Annotated in this window: 23 protein-coding genes; 11 read left to right on the top strand and 12 right to left on the bottom strand. The window is 71.3% G+C overall.

Going from position 1 to position 20,836, the window contains the following annotated elements; all coding sequences use genetic code 11:
- Positions 1-156: 156 nt before the first annotated feature.
- Positions 157-540, top strand: a complete 384-nt coding sequence (locus ITP53_RS31340) for a LysR family transcriptional regulator substrate-binding protein (protein ID WP_236051369.1) — start codon at positions 157-159, stop codon at positions 538-540.
- A 91-nt stretch (positions 541-631) separates the two neighbouring features.
- Positions 632-1,192 (top strand): dihydrofolate reductase family protein, encoded by a 561-nt coding sequence (locus tag ITP53_RS31345; RefSeq protein ID WP_195899070.1) that lies wholly within the window; start codon positions 632-634, stop codon positions 1,190-1,192.
- Positions 1,193-1,238: 46 nt separating this feature from the next.
- On the opposite strand, the gene ITP53_RS31350 is transcribed toward ITP53_RS31345, so the two are convergent.
- The 5 genes from ITP53_RS31350 to ITP53_RS31370 all read right to left on the bottom strand — a co-directional run bounded on the left by ITP53_RS31350 (position 1,239) and on the right by ITP53_RS31370 (position 6,433).
- Positions 1,239-2,108, bottom strand: coding sequence for a sugar phosphate isomerase/epimerase family protein (locus tag ITP53_RS31350; RefSeq protein ID WP_195899071.1), 870 nt, complete (start codon positions 2,106-2,108; stop codon positions 1,239-1,241).
- Between the two features lie 14 nt (positions 2,109-2,122).
- Entirely contained in the window at positions 2,123-3,286 is a 1,164-nt protein-coding gene (locus tag ITP53_RS31355) for a dihydrodipicolinate synthase family protein (RefSeq protein WP_195899072.1), read from the bottom strand.
- Positions 3,283-4,428, bottom strand: coding sequence for a Gfo/Idh/MocA family protein (locus tag ITP53_RS31360; protein ID WP_195899073.1), 1,146 nt, complete (start codon positions 4,426-4,428; stop codon positions 3,283-3,285). Before ITP53_RS31360 ends, ITP53_RS31355 begins: the two co-directional genes overlap by 4 nt.
- A gap of 136 nt (positions 4,429-4,564) precedes the next feature.
- A complete protein-coding gene (locus tag ITP53_RS31365; RefSeq protein WP_195899074.1) occupies positions 4,565-5,791 on the bottom strand; it encodes an HRDC domain-containing protein in 1,227 nt (408 codons plus the stop codon).
- 45 nt (positions 5,792-5,836) lie between these two features.
- Positions 5,837-6,433: a DUF3000 domain-containing protein gene (locus ITP53_RS31370; protein WP_195899075.1), complete on the bottom strand. Its 597-nt coding sequence runs from the start codon at positions 6,431-6,433 to the stop codon at positions 5,837-5,839.
- Positions 6,434-7,019: 586 nt separating this feature from the next.
- Between ITP53_RS31370 and hemE the strand changes: the two genes are divergently transcribed.
- Complete coding sequence (gene hemE, locus ITP53_RS31375) at positions 7,020-8,048, top strand: uroporphyrinogen decarboxylase (protein WP_195899076.1); 1,029 nt, start codon at positions 7,020-7,022, stop codon at positions 8,046-8,048.
- A 153-nt stretch (positions 8,049-8,201) separates the two neighbouring features.
- Here hemE and ITP53_RS31380 read toward each other — a convergent pair whose 3' ends face one another.
- Positions 8,202-9,158, bottom strand: a complete 957-nt coding sequence (locus ITP53_RS31380; RefSeq protein ID WP_195899077.1) for a DUF4349 domain-containing protein — start codon at positions 9,156-9,158, stop codon at positions 8,202-8,204.
- A gap of 146 nt (positions 9,159-9,304) precedes the next feature.
- Between ITP53_RS31380 and hemG the strand changes: the two genes are divergently transcribed.
- From hemG to ITP53_RS31395, 3 genes are all read left to right on the top strand, one after another.
- Positions 9,305-10,708 (top strand): protoporphyrinogen oxidase, encoded by a 1,404-nt coding sequence (hemG, locus tag ITP53_RS31385; protein ID WP_195899078.1) that lies wholly within the window; start codon positions 9,305-9,307, stop codon positions 10,706-10,708.
- A gap of 5 nt (positions 10,709-10,713) precedes the next feature.
- A complete protein-coding gene (gene hemQ / locus ITP53_RS31390; RefSeq protein WP_195899079.1) occupies positions 10,714-11,415 on the top strand; it encodes a hydrogen peroxide-dependent heme synthase in 702 nt (233 codons plus the stop codon).
- 201 nt (positions 11,416-11,616) lie between these two features.
- Entirely contained in the window at positions 11,617-12,528 is a 912-nt protein-coding gene (locus ITP53_RS31395; RefSeq protein ID WP_195899080.1) for a hypothetical protein, read from the top strand.
- Between the two features lie 203 nt (positions 12,529-12,731).
- Here ITP53_RS31395 and msrB read toward each other — a convergent pair whose 3' ends face one another.
- Complete coding sequence (msrB, locus tag ITP53_RS31400) at positions 12,732-13,133, bottom strand: peptide-methionine (R)-S-oxide reductase MsrB (protein ID WP_195899081.1); 402 nt, start codon at positions 13,131-13,133, stop codon at positions 12,732-12,734.
- Between the two features lie 335 nt (positions 13,134-13,468).
- On the opposite strand from msrB, the gene ligD reads away from it, so the two are divergent.
- Positions 13,469-14,470 carry a non-homologous end-joining DNA ligase gene (ligD, locus tag ITP53_RS31405; RefSeq protein ID WP_195899082.1) on the top strand — a complete coding sequence of 334 codons (1,002 nt, stop codon included), beginning with the start codon at positions 13,469-13,471 and terminating at the stop codon, positions 14,468-14,470.
- Here the strand turns inward: ligD and ITP53_RS31410 are convergent, their stop codons facing one another.
- From ITP53_RS31410 to ITP53_RS31425, 4 genes are read right to left on the bottom strand one after another with little or no spacing between them, the layout of a single operon-like run.
- Positions 14,471-15,283, bottom strand: a complete 813-nt coding sequence (locus tag ITP53_RS31410; RefSeq protein ID WP_195899083.1) for an MBL fold metallo-hydrolase — start codon at positions 15,281-15,283, stop codon at positions 14,471-14,473.
- A 6-nt stretch (positions 15,284-15,289) separates the two neighbouring features.
- Positions 15,290-15,484, bottom strand: coding sequence for a hypothetical protein (locus tag ITP53_RS31415; RefSeq protein WP_195899084.1), 195 nt, complete (start codon positions 15,482-15,484; stop codon positions 15,290-15,292).
- A 46-nt stretch (positions 15,485-15,530) separates the two neighbouring features.
- Complete coding sequence (locus ITP53_RS31420; RefSeq protein WP_195899085.1) at positions 15,531-16,184, bottom strand: response regulator; 654 nt, start codon at positions 16,182-16,184, stop codon at positions 15,531-15,533.
- Positions 16,185-16,187: 3 nt separating this feature from the next.
- Positions 16,188-17,381 (bottom strand): sensor histidine kinase, encoded by a 1,194-nt coding sequence (locus tag ITP53_RS31425; protein ID WP_195899086.1) that lies wholly within the window; start codon positions 17,379-17,381, stop codon positions 16,188-16,190.
- 172 nt (positions 17,382-17,553) lie between these two features.
- Here ITP53_RS31425 and ITP53_RS31430 point away from each other — a divergent pair, with 172 nt between their 5' ends.
- The 4 genes from ITP53_RS31430 (at position 17,554) to ITP53_RS31445 (ending at position 20,403) form a co-directional block, all read left to right on the top strand.
- Entirely contained in the window at positions 17,554-18,192 is a 639-nt protein-coding gene (locus tag ITP53_RS31430; protein WP_195899087.1) for a YceI family protein, read from the top strand.
- Positions 18,189-19,355, top strand: coding sequence for a hypothetical protein (locus ITP53_RS31435; RefSeq protein WP_195899088.1), 1,167 nt, complete (start codon positions 18,189-18,191; stop codon positions 19,353-19,355). The genes ITP53_RS31430 and ITP53_RS31435 overlap by 4 nt, the downstream gene beginning before the upstream one ends.
- Before the next feature lie 282 nt (positions 19,356-19,637).
- Complete coding sequence (locus tag ITP53_RS31440) at positions 19,638-20,000, top strand: RNHCP domain-containing protein (protein WP_195899089.1); 363 nt, start codon at positions 19,638-19,640, stop codon at positions 19,998-20,000.
- Position 20,001: 1 nt separating this feature from the next.
- Positions 20,002-20,403 carry an RNHCP domain-containing protein gene (locus tag ITP53_RS31445; RefSeq protein WP_195899090.1) on the top strand — a complete coding sequence of 134 codons (402 nt, stop codon included), beginning with the start codon at positions 20,002-20,004 and terminating at the stop codon, positions 20,401-20,403.
- An 84-nt stretch (positions 20,404-20,487) separates the two neighbouring features.
- On the opposite strand, the gene ITP53_RS31450 is transcribed toward ITP53_RS31445, so the two are convergent.
- On the bottom strand, positions 20,488-20,691 hold the full coding sequence (locus ITP53_RS31450) for a DUF397 domain-containing protein (RefSeq protein ID WP_236051370.1): 204 nt from the start codon (positions 20,689-20,691) through the stop codon (positions 20,488-20,490).
- Positions 20,692-20,836 lie beyond the last annotated feature (145 nt).

Here is a 20,836-nt window from a genome sequence, read left to right on the forward strand (position 1 = left end):
GCCCCCAGCGGGGTCGCTGAGAAAGAGCCCGGTGATGCGCGTGAAGCGGTGCCCGGCACTGGTGCGGCTCGTGGGGCTGGTGTCGTCGGAGGTCGTGGGACGGCGTCTGACGGGGGCGAAGGCCCCGACAATGCGCCGGCGGTGGGGGAGGAGCAGTTGCGGTTCGCTGACGAGTTTCTCGCGGTGGTGCCCCGGCGGCATCCGCTGGCCGGTCGCGACCGCGCCGGGCTGGCCGAGCTGGTCGAGGCGGGTGTCGCCGACCCGGGCGGGACGTGCGGCCCACTGCTCGCCGAAGGCTTCGAGGCGCACGGTGTCGAGTGGCGTCCGGCCCACGTCGTACGAGATGTGGCGACGGTGCTGGCCATGGCAGACGCGGGGATCACGGCCGGAGTGGTCCCCGCGATCGCGGCCCCGCGTCCGGCCCCGCCCGGGGTGGTCCTGCTGCCCCTCGACCCGCCCCTGCACCGCACCGTGTACATCCGCTACCGGTCCGGCGACGACCGGGCCGCGCTCCTCGCCGAGCACCTGGCCGCCCGCTGACCTCCCCGTGCGCTCGGCCGGGCGGCCAGAAGTCAGGAGCAAACCTCAGAAAGTGGCGATGAGTTTCGCGTGGCGGAGTAGTCCTAAGGGCATGCGGAAAATCATCTACTCGATGCTGATCTCCCTCGACGGCTACGTGGAGTCGCCCAACGGCGACATCGGCTGGACGGCGCCCGACGAGGAGGTCCACGCGTTCATCAACGACATGTCCCGCGAGATCGGCGGCTCCCTGTACGGCCGGCGCCTCTACGAGAACATGTCCGCCTACTGGCCCACCGCCGACCAGCGGCCAGACGCCCCCGCCATCGAGGTGGACTTCGCCAGGATCTGGCGGGCCATGCCCAAGTACGTCTTCTCCAAGACCCTCGACAAGGTCGACTGGAACAGCACGCTCATGACCGGCGACCTCGAGGAGGAGGTGATCAGGCTCAAGCGGGAGGACGGCGGTGACCTCGACGTGGGCGGGGCCACGCTGGCGTGGAGCGTGCTGCGGCTGGGACTGGTGGACGAGTTCCGCATCTTCATCCACCCGCTCGTCGTCGGCGCAGGCAAGCCCTTCTTCCCCCAGCTCGACTCCTCCATCAGGACCCGGCTGCTGGAAACCCGGGCGTTCCCCTCGGGCATCGTCTACCTTCGCTACGAAGTCACGTAGCCCGGCCCCCGGCTGCCTGCCGGGCGGGACAGGCGGCGTCCCGGGGTCATGGCCTGGGCAGCACCACGCCCGCGTACCGGGCCTTCATCGTGGCCACCACCTCGTCCGGGTCGGCGGCCCAGACGGCGGCGTTGAAGATCTCCACCTCGACGTCCCCCGTGTAGCCGGCGGCCAGGACGGCCTCGGTGATCGGCCTGAAGTCGATCACGCCGTCGCCCATCATGCCGCGCCCGAGCAGCACGTCCTCAGGCAGCGGGTGCAGGTAGTCGCACACCTGGTAAGACGCGATCCTGCGGCCCGCCCGCGCGATGTCCTCGAACAACCTCGGATCCCACCACACATGGAAGGTGTCGACCACCACGCCGACCTGCTCCTCCGGGTACGGCAGGCTCAGATCGAGCGCCTGGCCCAGCGTGGACAACACCGCCCGGTCGGGACAGTAGATCGGATGCAGCGCTTCGAGAGCCAGCTTGACGCCCCGCTGACCGGCATAGGGGGCAAGCTCGGCCAGGGCCTCCGCCACCCGCTCGCGTGCCCCGGCCAGATCGCGTGAGGCCCCGGGCGGCATCGGCTCGCCGGGCTTCACCCCAGGCAGGCCGCCGACCACCATGACCAGGCAGGCCGCGCCCAGCGTGGCCGCCTCGTCGATGGCCCGCCGGTTGTCGTCGAGCGCCCGCGCGAACGCCAGGCGGCCCTCCTCGCCGGGCAGGCCGCCCGCCGTGAGGAAGCCGCCACGGCACAGCGACGACACCCGCAGCCCGGCCTCCCGCACCAGCTTCACGCTCTCCGCGAGCCCCTGCTCGGCGACCTCCTCCCGCCACAACCCGACCGCTTCCAGGCCATGCCGTACGCACCCGTCCACGGCCTCGGCCACGGACCAGCGCTTGGTCGTCCGCTGGTTCAGTGAGAGGCGCACGAGTTCTCCATCCTTCAAAGACCGTTCACCGCCAGCAACGCCTTCATCCTGTGTACGGCCAGCTCCTGGTCGGCCAGCAGGCCGGCCTGGTCGGCGAGGCGGAACACCTCGGACAGGTGGAGCAGCGAGCGGGCCGACTGCGCGCCGTTCACCATGGCGAAGGCGTCCTGGTGGCCGTTCAGCCAGGCGAGGAAGACGATGCCGGTCTTGTAGTGGTACGTCGGAGTTTCGAAGATCTTCCTGGACAGCGGGACAGTCGGCCCGAAGATCTCGTCGTACGAGCCGAGCAGCCGCTCGCGGTCCGAGCCCGAGGCGGCCTCGGCCGCGTCGAGCGCCCGGAGGGCGGAAGCCGCCGCGGGGGCGATGGCGTCGAAGATGCCCAGCAGGGCGTGCGAGCCGGACCTGATGAGCGACGGGTAGTTGAAGTCGTCGCCCGTGTAGAGCCGTACGCCGTCGGGCAGGGCGGTCCGCAGGCGGATCTCGTGCTCCTCGTCCAGGAGCGACACCTTCACGCCGTCCACCATCGAGGCGTGGGCGTGGATCAGCTCAAGGAACGACTCGGTCGCGGCCCCCACGTCCCGCGATCCCCAGTAGCCGGCCAGCTGCGGGTCGAACATCTCGCCCAGCCAGTGCAGGATCACCGGCCGGTCCGCCAGGCCGAACAGCTTGCCGTACACCTGGTGGTAGTCCCGCGGCCCGCGCGCCACCCTGGCGAGCTGGCGGGAGGCCATGATGATGACCCCGGCGCCGGCCGACTGGACGGTCTCGATCTGCTCCGCGTACGCCGCCCCGATCGTGTGCAGGTCGGCGGCGTCGGGCGCGTGGTCGGTGCCCGCGCCGCAGCCCACCAGCGTCGCGGGGTCGCCGAACGAGCGCGCCTCGGCGGCGCTGCGCCGGATGAGCTCCCTGGTCGCCGCCCAGTCCAGGCCCATGTTGCGCTGCGCGGTGTCCATGGCGTCCGCGACGCGCAGCCCGTACGACCACAGGTGGCGGCGGAAGCGGAGTGTGGCCTCCCAGTCCACGGCGGCGGGCGAGCCGGGCGTGTTGTCGGCGAGCGGGTCGGCCACCACGTGGGCGGCGGCGTAGACGACGCGCGAGCCGGCGGGCGCCTCGGGCGCCGGCCAGACCACCGGCTCACGCAGCGTGTACGCGCCGCTGCCGGGCAGGTCGATCCTCACAGCTGGGGCACCTCGATCCTGCGGCCCTCGGCGGACGAACGCAGCCCCAGCTCGGCCAGCTGCACGCCCCGGGCGCCCGAGGCGAAGTCGTTCGGGAACAGGGCGTCCTCCAGCACGTGCCTGACGAAACCCTCCCACTGGACCTTGAACCCGTTGTCGAACTCGGCGTTGTCAGGCACCTCCTGCCAGCCGTCACGGAACCGCGCCGTGGCCGGCAGGTCCGGGTTCCATACGGGCTTGGGGGTGGCGGCGCGGTGCTGCGCGCGGCAGTTCCGCAGGCCCGCGACGGCGCTGCCGTGCGTGCCGTCCACCTGGAACTCGACCAGCTCGTCGCGGTTCACCCGGACCGTCCAGGAGGAGTTGATCTGGGCGACGACGCCGCCCTCCAGCTCGAAGATCCCGTACGCGGCGTCGTCCGCCGTGGCCTTGTACGTGTTGCCCTGCTCGTCCACTCGGGCGGGGATGTGCGTCACGGCCCTGGCGTAGACGGACTCGACCCGGCCGAACAGGTTCTCCAGCACGTAGTGCCAGTGCGGGAACATGTCGAGCACGATCCCGCCGCCGTCCTCGGACCGGTAGTTCCAGGACGGGCGCTGCGCCTCCTGCCAGTCGCCCTCGAACACCCAGTAGCCGAACTCCCCGCGCACCGACAGGATCCGGCCGAAGAAGCCGCCGTCGATCAGCCGCTTCAGCTTGAGCAGGCCGGGCAGGAAGAGCTTGTCCTGCACGACGCCGTTCTTGACGCCCTTGGCGGCGGCGGCCTCGGCCAGCGCGATCGCCTCCTGCGTCGACTCGGCGATGGGCTTCTCCGCGTAGATGTGCTTGCCCGCCTCGATGGCCTGCAGCACGGCCTTGACCCTGGCGCTGGTGACCTGGGCGTCGAAGTAGATCAGGTTGCCGTCGTCGGCCAGGGCGGCGTCGAGCTCAGTCGTGAAATCCGAAATTCCATGCTTAGCAGCGATATCTGCAAGTTTGTCGGCATTTCTCCCGACAAGCACTGGCTTGAGGGTGACCCGGCTGCCGTCCGAGAGCGTCACACCGCCCTGCTCGTTGATGGCCAGAACGGACCGGACCAGATGCTGGCGGTAGCCCATCCGTCCGGTGACGCCGTTCATCACGACGCCGATGGTGCGCACGCTCATGAGGATCCCTTCGAGCCAAATGGGGAAAGCGCTTTCCCAAACGGTATGGCCGTCCTGCCGAGGGCGTCAAGTACGCCTGCCCGTAACCACCCCGATTCCCCTCGGCCGACGGAGGGAATCGGGGGTGGCGGGCGGGCTAGAGGTCGCTCCGGCTTTCCAGCCTGGACAGGGCCTTGGCGATGGGGTGGGCCGTGAGCGAGAGCTGCCACTGGCGGGCCCCGAGCGCGCGCAGCCGGTCGGTCACGGTCTCGTCGGTGATCTGGTCGGGCGGCTCCCACGTCAGCCGGCGTACCGCGTCCGGCTGCAGCAGGTTTTCCGTGGGCATGTGGTGCTCCTCGGCCAGCGCGGCCACCACGGCGCGGGCGGCGGCCAGGCGCTTGGCGGCGGCCGGGTCGCGGTCGGCCCAGCGGTTGGGCGGCGGCGGGCCGTCACCGGGCGTGCTGGGCTGCGGGAGCTGCGGCTCGGGCAGAGCGCGGGCGCGGGCGACGGCGGCGAGCCAGTCGGTCATGTGCCGGCGCGCGCTGCGCCCGGTGAAGGCGGAGATCTCCGTGAGGGCCTTCTTCGTACGGGGCCCCTCGAGCGCGGCGCTGACGATGGCGGCGTCGGGCAGCACCCGGCCGGGCGCCAGGTCGGACTCCCTGGCGATGCGGTCGCGCATGGTCCACAGCTCGCGGACGATGGCGAGGGCACGGACGTTGCGTACCTTGTGGATGCCCGAGGTGCGCCGCCACGGGTCGGACCTGGGGACGGGCGGCGAGGTGTTGAGCACGGCGGCGAACTCCTCGCGCGCCCACTCCAGCTTGCCGCTCTCCGCCAGCTCCTGGTGGAGCACGTCGCGCAGCTCGACCAGCACCTCCACGTCGAGCGCCGCGTAACGCAGCCAGTCTTCGGGCAGCGGCCTGGTGGACCAGTCGGCGGCCGAATGGCCCTTCTCCAGTCGCAGCCCGAGCACGGTCTCGACCATCGTGCCGAGCCCCACCCGTTCGTAGCCGAGCAGCCGCCCTGCCAGCTCGGTGTCGAACATCGCGCGCGGCCTGAACGCCACCTCCAGCAGGCACGGCAGGTCCTGCGAGGCGGCGTGCAGCACGATCTCGGCGCTGGACACGGCCGCGTCGAGCGCGGACAGGTCGGGACAGGCGATCGGGTCGATCAACGCGGTGCCCGCTCCGGCGCGGCGCAGCTGCACCAGGTAGGCGCGGTTGCCGTAGCGGTAGCCTGAGGCGCGCTCGGCGTCGACCGCGACGGGACCACTGCCCGCGGCGAACCGCGCCACGACCCTCTCCAGCCCGGTGGCGTCGGCGATCACCGGGGGTATGCCCTCGCGCGGTTCGAGCAGCGGCTCTACGGTGCGTTCTTCTGTCATGAGCTCACCGGCCTCATGACGCTGGTGCTGTCTTGACTGGGGCCCTCACTTCGTTCGGTCACTCTCCGGATCATCACGTCGGCGGTGCAGTGCGGCCACGTCGGGCGGGAGCGGCGGAATCCCCGCCGCCAGGCACATCAGATCGCACCAGGCGGCGACATGGCCGGAAAGATCCTCCTGAGCGGGTGACCACGACGCCCGCAGCTCCAGCTCGGTCGTGACCGGATCGTCGGCTTTGTTGCCGAAACCCTCGGACACGGCTCTTGTCACGGTACCGCCAGCGGCGGAGTAGTCGGCCTGATGGGCCTCCAGAGCCTCCGTCAGCCAGCTCCACGCGACCGGCCCGAGCAGCGGGTCGGAGGTGATCTCCGGCTCCATGTCCGCCCTGACGTACGCGACCAGCCGGAACGGCCCCTCCCACCCGCGCTGGCCCTCGGGGTCGTAGAGCAGGATCAGCCGGCCGACCGCGAGCTCGTCGTCGTCGCGGTAGACCGACGCCCCGATGGCGGCGGAGTACGGGGCCAGCCGCTGTGGCGCGGGCAGGTCCTCCAGCTCGATCTCCGGCCTGACCTCGGCCAGCCGCAGGCTCTCCGCCGCGCGCGTGAAGGCCGCGGGAGGCGGTGGCTGGTCACCGAGGGTCATAGCCGAAGCGTAGGTCGAAGTCGGGCGGAAGGGGACCACGGGGGTGCTCATCCTTCGTGATCAAGCCGCGGCCGTAACCAGCTGGCGAACCGGTCGGGTGGACTCGGCCGAGCCGAGGATGATCGCGTGACCGCACGTGACGCAGGCCCATTCCGGGCACTCGCCCGTCTCGTGCCCGTCACCGCACGGCGGCTGCTCGAACAGTCGCTCACCAGCGCAGGAAGCGCAGCGCTCACTGCGGCGCTCTGGGGAACTCCACAACGCGGTCATCGCAACGGGGCCTTTCTTCGGGTCGTGGCTCCGACGTTGGCACGAGCCGCTGACAATTCCCCGCAACGCGCTCGGCGTGTCCCGAAAGTGGTCTATGAATCGATGCCGCGCGGTGGCTTGGCGAACATTTGGCCCAGTCGAGACCGGCTCTCTGGGCGGGCATGGGGTGTGCGAGACCCGTGTGCGACGCCGATGCCGAGCAGACCGGTAAACCTTCATCTGGCTATCTGATCATGATTTGAGGTGTCCAATGCATCTTTTTCCGACACCTCGGTCCCGTGTCGGGATCGGCGCCCGTACATGGCACCCTTGTGGGGTGAACCTCGCCGACTCAGCGTTCCTGCGTGCCTGCCGCCGCCAGCCCGTCCCGCACACTCCGGTCTGGTACATGCGCCAGGCAGGGCGGTCGCTGCCTGAATACCTCAAGGTTCGCGAGGGCGTGCCGATGCTCACCGCGTGCGCGACGCCGGACCTGATCACCGAGATCACCATGCAGCCGGTCCGCCGTTACGGCGTGGACGCGGCGATCTTCTTCAGTGACATCGTGGTGCCGCTCAAGGCCATCGGCGTCGACCTCGACATCAAGCCGGGCGTCGGCCCCGTCGTCGCCGAGCCCGTCCGCGACGCGAAGGGCCTCGACGTGCTGCGCCCCCTGGAGCCCGGCGACGTCCCGTACGTCACCGAGGCCATCCAGGCGCTGACCGGCGAGCTGGGCGGCACGCCGCTGATCGGGTTCGCCGGGGCGCCGTTCACGCTCGGCTCCTACCTGATCGAGGGCGGCCCGTCGAAGAACCACGACCGCACCAAGGCCATGATGTACGGCGCTCCCGACCTGTGGCACGCCCTGATGGAGCGCCTGTCCGGCATCGTCCTCGAGCACCTGCGCATCCAGATCGCGGCGGGCGCCTCGGCGGTGCAGCTCTTCGACTCCTGGGTGGGGGCGGTGGCGGCCGACGACTACCGGGAGTTCATCCTGCCGCACACCCGGCGGATCTTCGACGGCGTCCAGGGAGTGCCGCGCATCCACTTCGGCGTGGGCACGGGCGAGCTGCTCGGCGTGCTCGGCGAGGCCGGGGCCGACGTGGTGGGGGTCGACTGGCGGGTGCCCCTCGACGCGGCGGCCCGCCGGGTGGGGGCGGGCAAGGCGCTGCAGGGCAACCTGGACCCGGCCATCCTGCTGGCGCCCTGGGACGTGGTCGAGCGCAAGGCCCGTGAGGTGCTGCGCCGGGGCGAGGCGGCCGAGGGGCACGTGTTCAACCTCGGGCACGGCGTGCTCCCCTCGACCGACCCCGACCAGCTCAAGCGCCTGACCGACCTCGTCCACGAGGCCGGCGCGAAACCCTGATCCCGACCCCGCCAGGCCCTTCCGGTGGACGTCCGAGCCCGTCTGGGCACTTCGGACGTCCGGCCCGTCTGGCGCTTCGGTTGCCGAGCACGTGTGGCGCTTCGGGGTGGACCCGCGAGCCCGCCACGCGTGGGCGGTGGGAGGTCGAGCGGGTCAGGCGGTTTCCGGGTCGGGGCCGGTTGGCGGAGGAGTGGGGGCCGTCGGGCGGCGGGTGCGGGCGCGCCGTACCAGGTAGATCGCGAGCGCGAGCAGCGGCAGCGCCACGATCAGCCACGGCACCGCCGCGCCGACCACCGTCAGCAGCACCTTCGCGAACGACACCAGCGCCCGCCACCCCGCTCTGAGCCCGCCGAGGAAGCCCGCGGCCTCCTCCTCCGGCTCCTCGACGGCGGCGGCCGGCCCGACCAGCCGCAGCGTCAGCGTGGCCATGGAGACCTGGGTGGACAGCTCCTTCTGCTGCGCCTGCAGCGACTCCAGGTCCGCCTCCCGGGTGGAGATCTCCCGCTCCACGTCCAGCACCTGCCCGATCGTGTCGGCCCTCTTCAGCAGCGTACGCAGCGAGTCGAGCGCCTGCTGCGCCGACTTGAGCCGGCTCTCGACGTCGGCCATCTGCAGGGTGACGTCCTGGGTGGACTGGTTCACCGAGATCTGCTTGCCCAGCTCCTTGCCGAAGCGGCCGAGCACCTCGGCGTACTTGGCCGGTGGGATCTTGAACTCCAGCGTGGCCGACTCCCGGGTGCCGCTCGCCGCGTCGCTCTCCTCCTTGGCCAGGTAGCCGCCCGCGGCGGTGGCGATCTCCTTGGCCTGCGCTGCGGCGGCGGTGACCTGCTCGGCCCGTACGGTCGTGCGCCCCGTGTAGATGACCTGCCTGTCCTGCTGCGTCACCTTGACGTCCGAGACGATGCCCGCCTGGCCTGCTCGGTCCGCCTGCTCCTGCTTTTCGGCCTGCGGCACGCGCGCCTTTCTGTAGTTCGACTGGTCCTGGGCCTGGGCCGAGGCCATCGCGGGCCCGCCGGAGGTGGACTGAAGCTCGGCGCCCGCGCCGCAGCCTGCCAGGAGTACGGCCGCGCAGGTGGCCGAGAGCGCGATGCCGTACCGGATTCTCCTCATGCCCCCTAAGACGGCCAGCGCATCACCCCGGTTTGATAAGCGAAATCACGTTCTGATGAACTTATGTTCCTGTTGTGGAGGACGTGCGTTGTCGGCTTGCGCCCCGAGCGGTTGGGCGCGTTGGTGAGGCGGTAGCGTCAGGAGGCGTGGAAGGGAATCGGGCCCACGTGGTCGTCATCGGCGGAGGGATCTCCGGTCTCGCCGCCGCGTGGTACATCCGCCAGGGCGCGGGCGAGCGGATCAAGGTGACCCTGCTCGACGCCGCCGCCCGTGTCGGAGGCAAGCTGTACGCCTCGGAGGTCGCCGGAGTGAGCGTCGACGCCGGCGCCGAGGCCATGCTGGCCAGGCGGCCCGAGGGCGCGGACCTGGCCAGGGCGGTCGGGCTGGGTGACGAGCTGGTCTACCCCGGCACGGCCCGGTCGGCCGTCTACACCCGCGGCGCGTTGCGCACGATGCCGAAGGGCCAGGTCATGGGCGTGCCCGCGGACCTGATCGAGCTGGCCAGGTCGGGCATCGTCTCGCCCGGCGGCCTGCTGCGCGTGCCGCTCGACCAGATCCTGCCGCCCACTCTCGTCCGCACCGACGTGTCCGTGGCCGCCTACATCCGCGCCAGGATGGGCGGCGAGGTCGTCGAGCGCCTCATCGAGCCGCTGCTCGGCGGCGTCTACGCGGGCCGCTCCGACCAGCTGTCGCTGGAGGCCACGATGCCGCGCGTGGCGGCCGTGGCGCGTACGGAACGTTCCCTGCTCGCCGCCGCCAGGCAGCTCGTCGGCGAGGCGCCCAAGGACGCCGGGCCGGTCTTCACCTCGCTGAAGAACGGCGTCGGCGGCCTCTCCGAGGCGGTCGCCAAGGCGTCGGGCGCCGACATCAGGACCGGCGTCACCGTACGCGAGCTGCGCAGGACCGAGCGCGGCTGGCAGCTCGTCGCCGGTCCGGTGCCCAGGCCGGAGACCATCGAGGCGGACGCCGTGATCGTGGCCGCGCCCGGCCCCGCCGCCGCCCGGCTGCTCAAGGCCGAGGCGCCCAAGGCGGCCACCGAGCTGGCCAGGATCGAGTACGCCAGCATGGCGATCGTCACGCTCGCGTACCCGCTCGACGCCTTCCCGGAGCCGCCCGGCATCAGCGGCTACCTGGTGCCGCCCGTGGAGGGGCGGCCGGTCAAGGCGGTCACGTTCAGCTCGGTGAAGTGGCCCCACCTGGCCAAGGACCTGATCATCGCGCGCTGCTCGATCGGCCGGCTCGGCGAGGAGCACCTGCTGCACCGCGATGACGCCGAGCTGGTGTCGCTGGCCACGGCCGAGATGGGCAGCGTGATGGGCGCGCGCGGGCTGCCGATCGACACCCGGGTGACGCGCTGGGGTGGGGCGCTGCCGCAGTACAACGTGGGCCACCTCGACCGGGTCGCCAGGGTGCGCGCGGCGGTCGCCGTGCAGCCGGGGCTGGCCGTCTGCGGCGCCGCGTACGACGGCATCGGCATTCCGGCCTGCTTGGGCACCGCCCGCACCGCCGCCGCCCGGATTCTGGACCACCTGTCGCAGCAGGGAGAATAGGAACCATGACTGAGGCAGCCCAGCGGCCCAAGGCCCGCGATCTCAACCAGGTGATCCGTTACACGATGTGGTCGGTCTTCCAGGTGACCGGCCCGTGCCCCGCCGAGCGTGACGGCCTGGCGGCCGAGGTCGAGGAGCTGATCGAGCAGGCCGCCGGAAAGGACGTCGTGACCAGGGGGGTCTACGACGTGGCCGGGTTCAGGGCGGACGCCGACTACATGTTCTGGTGGCACGCGGCGACGCCCGAGGATCTGCAGGACGTCTACGCCGGGCTCCGCCGCACCGGCCTCGGCCGGCACAGCAGGCCGGTCTGGTCGGCGATGGCGCTGCACAGGCCGGCCGAGTTCAACAAGTCGCACATCCCGGCCTTCCTCGCCGAGGAGGAGCCGAGGGGCTACGTGAGCGTCTATCCGTTCGTCCGCTCGTACGAGTGGTATCTGCTGGAGGACTCCGAGCGGCGGGCGATGCTGGCCGAGCACGGCAGGATGGCGCGCGACTACCCCGACGTGCGGGCCAACACCGTGTCCTGCTTCTCGCTCAACGACTACGAGTGGATGCTCGCGTTCGAGGCCGACGAACTGCACCGGATCGTCGACCTGATGCGTACGCTGCGGGGCGCGCAGGCCCGCCGGCACACCCGGGTCGAGATCCCGTTCTACACGGGCGCGCGCAAGCCCGTGCGCGAGCTCATCGCCGCCCTGCCCTAAGCCCTCACGTGCTGGTGGTTGCCGTGGGTGCCCGCCGGATCGGCGGTCTCTGCTTGAGCTGATCGCCGAAGAGCGGGAAATGCGCGACGCTAATTCGCGATCCAACTGAAGTGATCTATCCCGTTTGTCACAATCAGAGAAATCTCTTGTTCGTTGGACGCGCTCTGCGGTGGCGCGTTCCAAGAGGGCAAGGAGGGCGGGGTGGACGAGTCAGGAAGACCGCGCCATGGGCGGCGCGGGGCGGGTCGCCACGTGGCGGGTCGCTCGCGCCACGGGCGGCGACGCCGTACCGGGGGACGGCGGTTGCTGGCGGGGGCGCTGGCGCTGGCCGGCGGGACCGCCGCGCTGCTCGGCACGAACGGGACCTTCGGCGGCGTGCCGACCGCCTACCAGTCGTCGGAGCAGTCGCCGGGGCAGATGGGCGGCGGATCCGGGCAACCGGCGCGCGCGGACCGGGAGAGCCGCGCCGCGCGCCCGCCGGCCGGGGCGAGCGCCGAGGTCGGGGCGCGCGAGCCGCCGAAGCCCCAGGAGAGCGCCACCCCGGACGCGGCCGAGCCCGGGAAGGCGCGTGAGCCGGACAAGGTACGGGAGCCGGACACAGCGCGTGAGCCGGACGCGGCACGGGAATCGGACACGGTACGGGGCGGCACGGGGGACCAGACGAGGGGCGGCACATCCGGCCTGGTGCAGGGGAGCACCCCGGAGGAGGCCCAGGGAGGAAAGCCGGTGGAGGCGCAGGCGACGAGCCTGCCCGACCCCGGGGACGCCGCCGGCTACAAGGCGGACGGGCCCTCGCGGCACACCGATCAGCGGGCCGCGGAGTACTTCCGTACGCGCTGGGGCACACGCGACAAGGCGATGAAACGCCTCAAGGACATTCGCACCATCGGCGGATATTTACGCATATATACGGATTTACCGTATTCCGCATACAACTCCCGGCACGCCATGACGCTCTGCAAGCGCGGGCTCGAATATCAGCGATCCCGCGGCGTGGCCCACCCTGTGGTGTTCGTCCAGGCGGAGTTCGGGCAGAACGGCAACCCTGTCCTGGCCAACGTCCTCGGCCGCTCCGACCGCAGTTGCCGCGTCACCAGCCCGCGCCCGAACTGATCCGGCACGCACCCCGGCCGGTGAGGGGCGACACCGCCCCGCCGACCGGGCTAACGCACGCGGACCCGCGTCTTCGAGCACACCTGGCATCGTTGAGTCACGACACGCCCGATGGTCTCGATCGTCACCCACCGGTGGCGTAGATGGACAAAGCCCACACAAGACTCCCGGTAAGGCGATCGGTGCGCAGTGTCGTTATTCGATCACGCCTTGGGTTCGAGTCGCAACGAGACCGAGTTGATGCAGTAGCGATCGTCGGTGGGCGTCGCATAGCCCTCGCCGTGGAACACGTGCCCCATATGCGAGTCGCACCGGGCGCATCGTACCTCCGTACGCACCATGCCGTGGCTGCGATCCTCGATCAGTCGCACCGCGTCGGAGTCGGACGGCTGAAAGAAACTCGGCCATCCGCAGTGGGACTCGAACTTCGTGTCCGACCGGAACAACTCGGCACCGCACGCGCGGCACGAGTAGACGCCCTCGGTCTTGCTGTCGACGTACTCCCCCGTGAACGGGCGCTCGGTCCCGGCCTCCCTGAGGACGTGAAACTCCTCAGGAGAAAGCTCGGACCGCCATTCGGCCTCGCTCTTGACCACCTTGTCCATGCGTCCAGAGTACGAGATCCGGCAAAAAGAGATCTCCGCAGGGTGAAGCATCCTTTCTGGGGTGAATTTGCGTCTTTGTAGGCAAGGGGGTGTCATCGCCTCCTGCCAAGGGGCGAGACCGTTCGCGGGTCGTCCGAGCGGCACAGCCCACGCCCGTGCTGGCGCCGCCGGGGGATCGCAACGGCCGGCCGGGTGGCGCGCCAGCGCCCGGAACGGCGGCGAACGGTCTTCGAGGCCCGTCCCGTCGAGCGCCCGGTCCCGCCACTGCGGCGGCTCCGGGACGGGCCCGCCCTGCAGGCCCACCCCACCGCGCTCGTCAGGGTAGGTTCTGGGGCATGGCATCGCCGTACATAGAGCTCGAGGTGGGGGAGAGGACCGTCAAGGTCACCAACCCCGACAAGGTCTACTTCCCGGAGATCGGCGCCACCAAGCGGGAGCTGGTCGAATACTACGTGAGCGTCGGCGAGGGAGCCCTGCGCGCGCTCAAGGACCGTCCGACCAACATCAAGCGCCACCCCGACGGCGTGCTGACCGAGGCGATCTACCAGAAGCGCATGCCGCCCAAGCACCCGGACTGGCTGCGGTCGGTGCAGGTCACCTTCCCGAGCGGCCGTACGGCGCAGTCGCTGCGGGTCACCGAGGTGGCGGCCATCGCCTACTGCGCCAACCTCGGCACCATCGACTTCCACCCCTGGCAGGTGCGGGCCGCCGACGTCGAGCACCCGGACGAGCTGCGCCTGGACCTGGACCCGCAGCCGGGCCTGGAGTTCGCCGCCGCGCGTGAGGCCGCGTTCCTGGCCAGGGACGTGCTCGGCGAGTTCGGGATGACCGGGTTCGTGAAGACCTCGGGCAACCGCGGCGCCCACATCGCCGTGCGCATCGAGCCGCGCTGGGACTTCATCCAGGTACGCCACGCCGGCATCGCCCTGGCCCGGGCCATCGAGAGCCGGGACCCGAGCCTGGTCACCACGGCCTGGTGGAAGGAGGAGCGCGGGGAGCGGGTGTTCATCGACTTCAACCAGAACGCCAGGGACCGTACGGTCGCCAGCGCCTACTCCGTCAGAGCCCAGCCGCACGCGCCCGTCTCGACCCCGCTGACCTGGGACGAGCTGGCCGACGCCGACCCGCGTGACTTCGACATCCGCACCGTGCCCGCCCGCTTCGCCGAGGTGGGCGACGTGCACGCGGCCATCGACGACGCGGCGTACTCGATCGAGCCGCTCCTGGAGCTGTTCGCCGAGGACGACAGGGGCGACCTGCCGTACCCGCCCAACTACCCGAAGATGCCGGGCGAGCCGATGCGGGTGCAGCCGAGCCGGGCCAGGAACGCCGGCTAGTCAGCGGCGGACCAGATGATGGGGGGCGAGCTCCCTGGTCTCCCCCTTCTCCAGGTAGACCACCTTGTCGGCCAGGCCGGCCACCTCGATGTGGTGGCGGAAGTCGTCCAGGGGCGAGGTGAAGGCGGCGTAGTCGTCGTAGTGGACGGGCACCACGGTGTGCGGGTGGATCAGCTCCACCCAGGAGGCGCCCTGCTCACCGTCCATGGTGACGAGCAGCGCGCCGAGCAGCTTGGTGCCGCCCAGGTGCACGAGGGCCAGGTCGATGTCGGGGAAGCGGCGCGGGATGGCGTCCAGGCGCCGGTCGAGCAGGGTGTCGCCGCTGACGTGCAGGGTCAGCTCCACTCGTTCGTCCGCGTTGCAGAACTCCAGCATCGTGCCGATGACCGGCGGCAGCAGGGCCTGGGCCGGTCCTGGCGCGTGCTTGGCGGGCAGGGCGGTGATCCTGACGCTGCCGTCCGGGCCGCGCAGCTCGTGTTGCTGCCACACCTCCAGTCCCACGCTCCCGCCGAAGCCGCGCCTGCGCAGCTTGCCGGCCGCCGAGGTCGTGGTGATCACGGGCGTTCCCTTGTCCAGGCCCTTGTGGGCGACCCGGTCCCAGTGGTCGCCGTGCAGGTGGGACAGGACCACCGCGTCGATCGGCGGCAGCTCCCCGATCTCCACGGCCGGGTCGGTGAGCCGGCGCGTGGACAGGCCGTATCCCAGGTACGCCCGCTGGCCACGGTGCAGGAAGTTGGGATCCGTCAGCAGTGTGAAGCCGTTGTAGCGGATCAGCGTGGTGGCGTTCCCGATGAACTGCAGGCTTCCCCTCACGTCAACTCACCCCGGGTGCTCAGGACGCTGGGCGGGAGGCACGCCGCCGCCCTTGCCGCCCCCCTTGGCGCCCTTGTCGGTGCCGTGCGGGTGGGCGGAGCGCTTCGTCTTGGACTTGGTCTCGCGGCTCGCGTCGGCGGACTTGGAGCCAGTGAGCGCTTTGCCCGATCTGCGCAGTTCTGGCTGTTGCGGATTGCTCATGGCTTTTGTCCCCCTTTACGGGTTACCCTGCCACGGCGGCCTACGGTCAAACCCCTTCGATGCCGCCCGCCTCGTGCGCCAGCAGGCCGGCCTGGGTCCTGTTCGCGCAGTCCAGTTTGTCCAGCAGCCGCGACACGTACCCCTTGACCGTGGCCTCGGCCAGGTGCAGGCGGGCCGCGATCTGGGCGTTGGACAGGCCCTCGCCGAGACAGGCCAGCACCTCCAACTCGCGCTCGGTCAGCGACGCGACGCGCCGGCGCGCCCGGTCGCGCGCGGGCATGCCGTCGCTCGAGGCGGCGATCAGCCGGCGGGCCGCGGCCGGTGACAGTACGGTGTTGCCCTCTGCGGCCACCCGTACGAGCCCGATCAGGTCCTCCGGCGGCGTCGACTTGACCAGGAACCCGGCCGCGCCCGCACGCAGGGCGCGCAGCACGTACTGGTCGGCGTCGAAGGTCGTGAGCACCACGATGACCGGCGGGTCGGCGAGCCGGCCGAGCCTTTCGATGGCGGTGAGCCCGTCCACGCCGGGCATGCGCAGGTCCATGAGCACGACGTCCGGCCGGTCGCGGACGACCGCCTCGACGGCGGCCGCCCCGTCGTGCGCCTCGCCGACCACCTCGATGTCGCCGGCCGAGCCGAGGATCGTGCGCAGGAACCCGCACACCATCGGCTCGTCGTCCACCACGACCACCCGGATCACCGCTCACACCGCCGTTTCCGCGGTCGGCACGTACGCGGGCAGCACGGCCTCGACCTGGAACCCGCCACCGGGCGCGGGCCCGGCGCGCAGCGTGCCCTGGACGACCTCGATCCGCTGCCTGAGGTTCGCGATGCCCAGCCCCGAGCCGGTCTCGGCCAGTCCGTCGGCGGGCCGGCCGCTCGGCGCGGTGTTGCGGACGGCGATCCGTACCCGTCTCTGGTCGTACTCGATGCGCACGGCCACCCGCGAGCCTGGCGCGTGCTTGCGCGCGTTCGTGAGCGCCTCCCGCACCACCCGGTACGCCGTCCGCCTGACCACCGGCGAGGCGAGCGCCGGGTCGCCGTCCTCCACCAGCTCGGCCGGCGTGCCCACCGCGGTCGACTCGGCGACCAGGACGGCGAAGTCGCCCGCCGACGGCGGCTCATCGCCCGGCGGTGTACGCAGCACGCCGACCACGTCCCGCAGCTCCTCCAGCACCTGGCAGCCCGCCGCCCGCAACTCCTCCGCCGTCCGCCGCACCGACTCGTCCCCCGTGGTCACCCGCAACGCCCCCGCCTGCAACACCATCATGCTCACCCGGTGCGTCACGACGTCGTGCATCTCGCCAGCCAGCCGCGCGCGCTCCTCGGCGCGGGCCCGCTCGGCGAGCAGGTGGCGCTCCCGCTCGGCGCGTTCCGCACGTTCGGTGAGCATGCACACCACCCGCTTGTGGGCGTCGAAGTAGAGCGCGAGCAGCGGCCCGACAGCGGTGCGCAGCAGGCCCGAGACGATGACCGCGAGCGAGGGCTGCCACGGCCGCACGATGACGATCGTGAAGGCGGCCAGCGCGGCCAGCGCCAGGCGGCGGTTCCTGCCGTAGTACAGCGGCGCGTACGCGGCCGGCACCGTCGCCAGCGGCGCCCAGACCGTGGCATCACCCGCCGGCACGAGCACGCCCGCGGGCGCGATCAGCAGCGTCATCACCAGCGTGAACCCGCCCAGCACCGCGAGGACCGCGAGCGGCGCGCGGCGGCGGACGATCAGCGTGAGACAGGCGGCCGCCTGAACCGTCAGCAGGACCCAGGCCAGTACGCCGGGCCGCTCCGGCCACCACGACAGGCCCAGCAGCGTCGTGCCGGTGTCCAGGAACGCGAAGATCACCGCGATCGCCACGTCGATGGCGAGCGGATGCCGGCGATGCCACGGACCTGCGGTCATGGCGCACACGGTATGACATCACCCCGCACGGATGAATCGTCCGGGCCCCGAAACCCTACGAAAGTCGCATGCGCTCCCACCGGACGTCGGTACGGGTCCACCCGATGCGTCGGTACGGGTCCACCCGATGCGCCCTGCCGCCCGGCACACTCGCACGCCTTCACTGGAAGGCATGACTTCACTCGAGGGCACTTCACTGGAAGGCACGACTTCACCGGAAGGCACGACTTCACCGAAGGGCACGACTTCACCGGAGGGCGCGATGACGACGCCCAGGCTGGGCCGCTACGAGATCGACTCCCGGGCCTCGACCGTGACGTTCACGACCAGGCACCTGTTCGGCCTCGGCCGGGTGCGGGGCACGTTGGCCATCCGTACCGGGACCGTCGACGTCGCCGAGCCGATCGGCGAGTCGAGCGCGCGCGTGGAGATCGAGACCGCCGGCTTCGACACCGGGAACGAGCAGCGGGACGCCAACGTACGCTCGGCGCGCTTCCTCGACGCCGCCGGGCACCCTGTCATGACGTTCGCCGCCGACCGCCTGGACGGCACGGTGCTGGTCGGCACGCTCACCGTGGCCGGGGCCGCCCGGCCGGTCCGCCTGACGATCGAGCACTGGGCGGCCTCGCCTCGGGGGTTCGGCGCGCGTGCCACGACGCGCGTCGACCGCGCCGAGTTCGGGGTGACCGCCCTGCCCGGACTGGCCGCGCGCTACCTGGACGTGTGCGTGGAGGTCACCTGCGTGCGGGAGTCGGAGGCGACCTACGTGCGCGATTCGGAGGTCGCCTGCGTGCCGGAGGAGGGGCGATGAGTACGCGGGAGACGCCGAATGCGGGAGACGGGCCGAGGAGCGGGCGGGGATCGCGGGCGGCCGCCTTCACGCTGCTGTCGCTGGCGCCGGTGAGTGCGGAGCTGACGTTCGGCGCCATGCCCCTGAGCATCGCGTGGCTGCTGTTCCCACTGGTGGTGCCCATGTACGGGGCGGGCGTGCTGCTGATCAGAGAGGTGGCGCGCCGCACCGGCGGGGGCTGGCCGAGTGTGCTGGTGCTCGGTGTGGCGTACGAGCTGGCCGAGGACGGCATCGGGCTCCAGGCGCTGTCCAGCCCGAACCTCTACGGCGCGGCCGACTGGGGACCCCGGGTGTTCGGGCTCAACACCACGTACTGGGAGTCGCAGGTGGGCTACCACCTCGTGTTCAGCGTGGTGATCCCGATCGTGCTGACCGACCTGCTCTTCCCGGCGCATCGCGACCGTCCCTACCTGAAGCGGGGCGGGCTCATCTGCACGGGCGTCGTCGCGGTGCTGGGAGTGGCCCTGGTCCGCGTGGCCATCCCGCCCATCGCCGACCCCGGCTACCAGGCGCCGGTACCGCTCCTCGCCGCTCTCGCCGCGGCGATAGCGGCCCTGTCCCTAATCGCCGTACGCCTGCCACCCGGCCCCAAGCCCGCGCCCGGCTCCGCGCCCGCACCCGCGCCCGGCTCCGGCTCCGCGCCCGGCTCCGGCTCCGCGCCCGGCTCCGGCTCCGCGCCCGGCTCCGGCTCCGGGGCCGGCTCCGGCCCTGGGTCCGGGTTCGAGAGCGGTCGTGCGTTGGGGGCCGGGTGGGGGCCGCCCGCGCCCGCGTTGCTCGGGGTGCTCGCCGCGGCGGCGCCGGTCGCGTTCCTCTGTCTGCTGCTGCCGTTCGGAGCCCCGCCGGCCAGCGGTCGCGGCCCGTGGATGCTCGTCCCGATGGCGCTGGCGGCCGGTCTCGGCGCGGGGGCGCTGTGGCTGTTCGGCCGCTGGTCTGGCCGGTTGACCGACCGCCACCGGATCCTGTCGGCCGGGGGCGCGCTGGTGGGCCACACCCTGTTCGGCGCGGTGGTGATGGCCACCACCCCGTTCGACCGCATCGGACTGCTCGTCCTGGCCGCGCTCACGGTGGCGCTGCTGACCCTGCTCCACCGGGTGGTCGGACGCCGGGCGCGCGCCCCCCGATGACGCCGGGAAAACCACTCGCGAACGCCCGTCGCAGGCCGTTACCCTCGCATCTGTCCGGTCAGCGACGCATTCGGGCGGTCATGCCGCCCCGGAGGGGAGTGGATTAATGCCTGGCACCGCGCCAAGTGCGCCTCGCCGTGCCGTGGGCGAATCCTGCCGCTGAACCGTCCGTTCTGATCGACCGGATCGCCTGCCGTACCAGCACGCCCGCGTACACCGCGAGGCTCGCTCGGCGCTTCCTTGCTGCCTTTGTACGAGAACTTCCGGCAAGGAGTACCCAGGTTGTCCACCAACAGCAAGCCACGTTCCATCGTCAGTACCTTCTCCTGCGTGCGCTGCGGCCTGACCGTGACCGCGACCGCACCCGACGGCACCCGCCGCAACCACTGCCCGAGCTGCCTGCACTCGCAGCACGTGCTAGACCGAGCGGAAGGCGGCCCGTCCGAGTGCCGGTCGCGGATGATCCCGATCTCGATCGCGGTGCTGCGTACCGGCGACTGGATGCTCATCCATCGCTGCACCGGCTGCGGTGAGCTGACCTCGAACCCCATCTGCGGGGACGACAACCAGCTCATCCTCATGCGCATGGCCGTACGCCCGCTCGCGCAGCCGCCGTTCCCGCTCGAGGCGTTCGGCGACCTGTGACATGCCCAGAAGGAACCCGGGCCGGGACCGGCCACAACGACGCAAGCAGGCACGTCACGGGGAGCCCGGCGGAGCGTTCCGCTGCGTCGGGTGCCGGTTGGACGTGCCGATGATCGCGCCGGGCACCGCCCATCGCAACCACTGCCCGCACTGCCTGACGAGTCTGCACGTCGACCACCGCGTCCCGGGGGATCGGCGGGCGGCCTGCCGGGGCCGGATGACGGCGCTGAGCGTCACCGTACGGCAGGACGGAGAGTGGCTGATCATCCACCACTGCCAGTCCTGCGACGAACTCAGCGCCAACCGCATCGCGGGCGACGACAACGCGCTGGCCCTGCTCCGCATCGCCATCCGCCCCCTGTCCGACACCCGCCTACCGGTCAGCGCCCTGCTGACCCTCTGACCGGGCCTCTCGCCGGGACCGCCGTACGCGGCCCCGGCGAGAACTCACATGGTCTTTGTGGGACGAAGACGTTTCCTGTGCCGGCTAGAAGTCGAACTCTCCAGCTTTGGCGCCGCTGGTGAACGCGGTCCACACGGGCGCACTGACCACGAAGGGGTGCATGTCGGGGCGCTCGGTATCTCTGATGGCAATGCGGCCCCCGGCAAGCGGCGCCACCTCCAGGCAGTTGCCGTTGTCACCTGAGAATGATGATTTCCGCCACGCCGCACTCTTGAGTTCCTCGATCATTTCCGGTTCCATTCCTGCTCCAACCGTTCTTGGATTTTTCTGATGCCGTGGGGGGTGAGCTCGTAGTGCGTGCGGGGCGGCCTGTCCGCCAACTGGAGATCAGCGAGGAGTACAGGCCCTCGCGGCGCCTCAACGCGCCTTTGCC

Origin of the sequence: Nonomuraea cypriaca (assembly GCF_015645445.1) — a bacterium.
Classification (GTDB): domain Bacteria; phylum Actinomycetota; class Actinomycetes; order Streptosporangiales; family Streptosporangiaceae; genus Nonomuraea; species Nonomuraea cypriaca.

Bases quoted from the DNA above. Each gene is read 5' to 3' on its own strand.
- ITP53_RS31345 (WP_195899070.1), top strand. From the start codon at position 632: ATGCGGAAAATCATCTACTCGATGCTGATCTCCCTCGACGGCTACGTG.
- ITP53_RS31360 (WP_195899073.1), bottom strand. From the start codon at position 4,428: ATGAGCGTGCGCACCATCGGCGTCGTGATGAACGGCGTCACCGGACGG.
- ITP53_RS31365 (WP_195899074.1), bottom strand. From the start codon at position 5,791: ATGACAGAAGAACGCACCGTAGAGCCGCTGCTCGAACCGCGCGAGGGC.
- ITP53_RS31370 (WP_195899075.1), bottom strand. From the start codon at position 6,433: ATGACCCTCGGTGACCAGCCACCGCCTCCCGCGGCCTTCACGCGCGCG.
- ITP53_RS31380 (WP_195899077.1), bottom strand. From the start codon at position 9,158: ATGAGGAGAATCCGGTACGGCATCGCGCTCTCGGCCACCTGCGCGGCC.
- hemQ (WP_195899079.1), top strand. From the start codon at position 10,714: ATGACTGAGGCAGCCCAGCGGCCCAAGGCCCGCGATCTCAACCAGGTG.
- msrB (WP_195899081.1), bottom strand. From the start codon at position 13,133: ATGGACAAGGTGGTCAAGAGCGAGGCCGAATGGCGGTCCGAGCTTTCT.
- ligD (WP_195899082.1), top strand. From the start codon at position 13,469: ATGGCATCGCCGTACATAGAGCTCGAGGTGGGGGAGAGGACCGTCAAG.
- ITP53_RS31415 (WP_195899084.1), bottom strand. From the start codon at position 15,484: ATGAGCAATCCGCAACAGCCAGAACTGCGCAGATCGGGCAAAGCGCTC.
- ITP53_RS31425 (WP_195899086.1), bottom strand. From the start codon at position 17,381: ATGACCGCAGGTCCGTGGCATCGCCGGCATCCGCTCGCCATCGACGTG.
- ITP53_RS31430 (WP_195899087.1), top strand. From the start codon at position 17,554: ATGACTTCACTCGAGGGCACTTCACTGGAAGGCACGACTTCACCGGAA.
- ITP53_RS31435 (WP_195899088.1), top strand. From the start codon at position 18,189: ATGAGTACGCGGGAGACGCCGAATGCGGGAGACGGGCCGAGGAGCGGG.
- ITP53_RS31445 (WP_195899090.1), top strand. From the start codon at position 20,002: ATGCCCAGAAGGAACCCGGGCCGGGACCGGCCACAACGACGCAAGCAG.
- ITP53_RS31450 (WP_236051370.1), bottom strand. From the start codon at position 20,691: ATGATCGAGGAACTCAAGAGTGCGGCGTGGCGGAAATCATCATTCTCA.